The sequence below is a fragment of the Fibrobacter sp. genome (assembly GCA_024398965.1).
Lineage (GTDB): Bacteria > Fibrobacterota > Fibrobacteria > Fibrobacterales > Fibrobacteraceae > Fibrobacter.
In genome coordinates, this window is the sequence record JAKSIF010000099.1 from 1 (window position 1) to 3,595 (window position 3,595).

Below are 3,595 nucleotides of genomic sequence, written 5' to 3' on the forward strand. Positions count from 1 at the left end.
CTGCCAAAAAGCAAAAGAAGAGAACGCCCCAGAAAAGGACGTTTTCAAAAGAACCGCGAAGAGGAATTTTCTCCAAGATTTTCTTGATTTCCATCAACGCCAAATATAAACCTTTTGCTTTAGAAAAAAAAGAAAGCCCCGTCACAAGACGGAACTTTCTGTATTCCAAATTGAATGAACTGCAATCAACAATCGATCGTCAATTATCAATCATCAATTATTCCAGGTAGGTGTAGCCATAAAGGCCGGAGCGGTAGATGTTCAGGAATTCCTTTCCTTCTTTCACCGTAATCTTTCCTTCCTTCACGGAACCGGTCACCCAGTTTTCCATAGTCTTTACGAGGGCCTTGTCGCTGAAGTTCACGTAGTCCAGCACGTCTTCTACGGATTCACCATCGATCACCTTATCGATTTCGTAGCCACCCTTGTTGTCGCAGACAATGTGGACGGCGTTGGTGTCGCCAAAGAGATTGTGCAAGTCACCGAGAATTTCCTGGTAAGCACCCACCAGGTAAACTGCGATGTAGTAAGGTTCGTCCTTCTTCAGTTTGTGCAGCGGAAGAGTGCGGGACACGTCGCCACCGCGGACAAACATGCCGATTTTACCGTCAGAGTCGCAAGTGACATCCTGAATGGTGGTTTCTACGGTAGGTTCTTCGTTCAAGCGCTGGATAGGCATCACAGGGAAAATCTGGTCGATGGCCCAGCTATCCGGCAGGCTCTGGAACAGGCTAAAGTTGCCGAAGTACTTTTCTGCAAGCAGTCGCGGCAGTTCTTCCAGTTCGTAAGGCGGATGACGGAGTTCGCTTGCAATCTGGTTCACTTCACGGGCGATGCTCCAGAACAGGCGTTCGCTCATGGCGCGGGTAGGCAGGTCGTAGTCGCCCACCTTGAAACCGCTGAGGACGTCGTCGTTCAGCTGCATGGCATCGTGCCAGCTTTCCAGCAGGTTCTTGGGAGTAAGACCCTTGTAGATGCTGTACAAGTCCTTCAGTGCGTCCGGTGCGTCGGCGGCAATTTCGTGTTCTTCTTCGTCGAAGAATGCCTGGCCGGCAGTTTCCAGAATGTTGAATACCAATACGGAGTGGTGTGCAGTCAAGGCACGGCCGGATTCCGCAATCACGTTGGGGTGTGGGAGATCTGCATCACGGCAGGCTTCGTACAGTGCGTACACAACGTCGTTTGCGTATTCCTGAATAGAGTAGTTCACGGAACTTGCGTTGGAACTGCGGGTACCATCGTAGTCTACGCCCAGGCCGCCGCCAACGTCAACGAATTCCAGGCCCATGCCCATCTTACGAATCTGGACGTAGAACTGGGATACTTCGCGAAGGCCGCTCTTGATGTGGCGAATGTTGGTGATTTGGCTACCCAAATGGAAATGGATCAACTTCAGGCAGTCTTCCATTCCTTCTTCCTTGATGTAATCAAGGGCTTCCAGAAGTTCAGAACTGTTGAGGCCGAACTTACTGTGGTAACCGCCGGATTCTTCCCACTTGCCGCTGCCGGAGCTGGCCAGCTTAATGCGGACACCGATGTTGGGACGAATGCCGATTCTGCGAGACAGTTCCACCACCAGGTGGAGCTCGTTCATCTTTTCAACCACGATAAAGATCTTCTTGCCCATCTTCTGTGCAAGGAGAGCCAGTTCAATAAAGTCTTCGTCCTTGTAGCCGTTACAGATAATCAGTGCGTCCGGATTATCCATGTTGGCAAGCACTGCGTGAAGTTCGGGCTTGGAACCTGCTTCCAGACCGATGTTGAACTTCTTGCCATGACGGACAACTTCTTCGAGCACGGCGCGCTGCTGGTTCACCTTGATGGGGAACATGCCGTAATAGGTGCCTTCGAAACCGTATTCCTTGCGGGCATTGTTAAAGCATTCGTTCAGCTTTTCAATGCGGCTGTCCAGAATATCCGGGAAGCGAAGAAGCATAGGGGTAGAAACGTCGCGGATGGACAGTTCCTGCACCAGGTCGTAAAGGTCAATTTCGCAACCGTTGTCCTTCATGGGAGAAACGGTGGCGTGGCCCTTGTCGTTAATATCAAAATAGTTGACACCCCAGCCGCGAACATTGTACAAGTCGCGAGAGTCGTCGATACGCCATTTCTTCATTTTTTCAATCCTTAATCTGGGATCACTTCCTGCCGTGTCATTCCGAGTAAGCGCAGCGCATCGAGGAATCTAGATCCTTCGACTTCGAACCTTCGGTTCTGCGCTCAGGATGACACTGCTGAAAATGAAGTGGTTAATCAACGAGAGTCGGGTTGAAGTCTTCCTGCCAGGGCAGGCCGTACTTGTTCAGTGCGTCCATGTACGGATCCGGGTCGAACTCTTCCACGGTATGAACACCCGGAGTAGTCCACTTGCCGGTAAGCATCATCAATGCGCCGCACATAGCCGGAACGCCTGTGGTGTAGGCGATAGCCTGGCTGCCCAGTTCCTTGTAGCATTCCTGGTGGTCGCAAACGTTGAACAGGTAGTAAGTCTTGGGCTTGCCGTCCTTGGTCCCCTTGAAGATACAGCCGATGTTGGTCTTGCCCACGGTGCGGGGGCCAAGGCTTGCCGGATCCGGAAGGAGAGCCTTCAGGAACTGGATAGGAACGATTTCCTGACCGTTGAACATAATGGGGTCGGTACGGAGCATGCCCACGTCTTCGAGACAGCGCATGTGGTCCAGATAGCTCTGGCCGAAGGTCATGAAGAAGCGGATGCGCTTCACGCCCGGAATGTTCTTGGCGAGGGATTCAATTTCTTCGTGGTGCAAAAGGTACATGTCCTTCTGGCCCACTTCCTTAAAGTTGTATTCGCGCTTGATGCTCATGGCCGGGATTTCTACCCAGTGGCCCTTGCCGTTTGCGTCGGTGTCCCAGTAGCTGCCCGGAGCGGAAACTTCGCGGAGGTTGATTTCTGGGTTGAAGTTGGTGGCGAACTTGTAGCCGTGATCACCGCCGTTGCAATCCAGGATGTCGATTTCTTCGATGGTGTCGAACTGGTGCTTGAGAGCGTAGGCGCAGTATGCCTGGGTAACACCCGGGTCGAAGCCGGAACCGAGGAGTGCGGTGAGACCCTTTTCTTCAAACTTCTTGGCGTATGCCCACTGCCAGCTGTAATCGAAGTAGGCGCTAAAGCCTGCTTCCTTGCAGCGCTTGTCGTAAACCTTGCGCCATTCCGGATCGTCGATGTTTTCCGGTTCGTAGTTGGCGGTATCCATGTAGTTCACGCCGCATTCGAGGCATGCGTCCATGATGGCAAGATCCTGGTAGGGAAGTGCGATGTTCATCACCAGATCAGGCTTGTATTCCTTGATCAGCTTCACCACGTTCTCGGCCTTGTCGGCATCGACAGCCGCGGTGGTAATCACCGTCTTGGAGTTCGGACGAATCTGTTCGGCCAGCTTTTCGCAATTTTCGCGATGGCGGCTTGCAATGCAGATTTCAGAGAAAACTTCGCTGACGGTGCAGCACTTCTTGATAGCGACGGTGGCAACGGCGCCACAACCGATAATCAGAGCTCTTGCCATTTTTTTGTCTTTCCTTTTTGAAAAAATGAACGGTCAGGGGTGGCGACCCCTGAAAGAAAAATAAGTGCAAA

The 3,595-nt window shown here is 52.1% G+C and carries 2 protein-coding genes; both read right to left on the minus strand.

Features of this window, described 5'->3' with window-relative positions; all coding sequences use genetic code 11:
• Positions 1-217: 217 nt before the first annotated feature.
• Complete coding sequence (gene speA / locus MJZ26_14675) at positions 218-2,116, minus strand: biosynthetic arginine decarboxylase (GenBank protein ID MCQ2107022.1); 1,899 nt, start codon at positions 2,114-2,116, stop codon at positions 218-220.
• 133 nt (positions 2,117-2,249) lie between these two features.
• Complete coding sequence (locus MJZ26_14680) at positions 2,250-3,524, minus strand: saccharopine dehydrogenase family protein (GenBank protein ID MCQ2107023.1); 1,275 nt, start codon at positions 3,522-3,524, stop codon at positions 2,250-2,252.
• Positions 3,525-3,595: the final 71 nt, after the last annotated feature.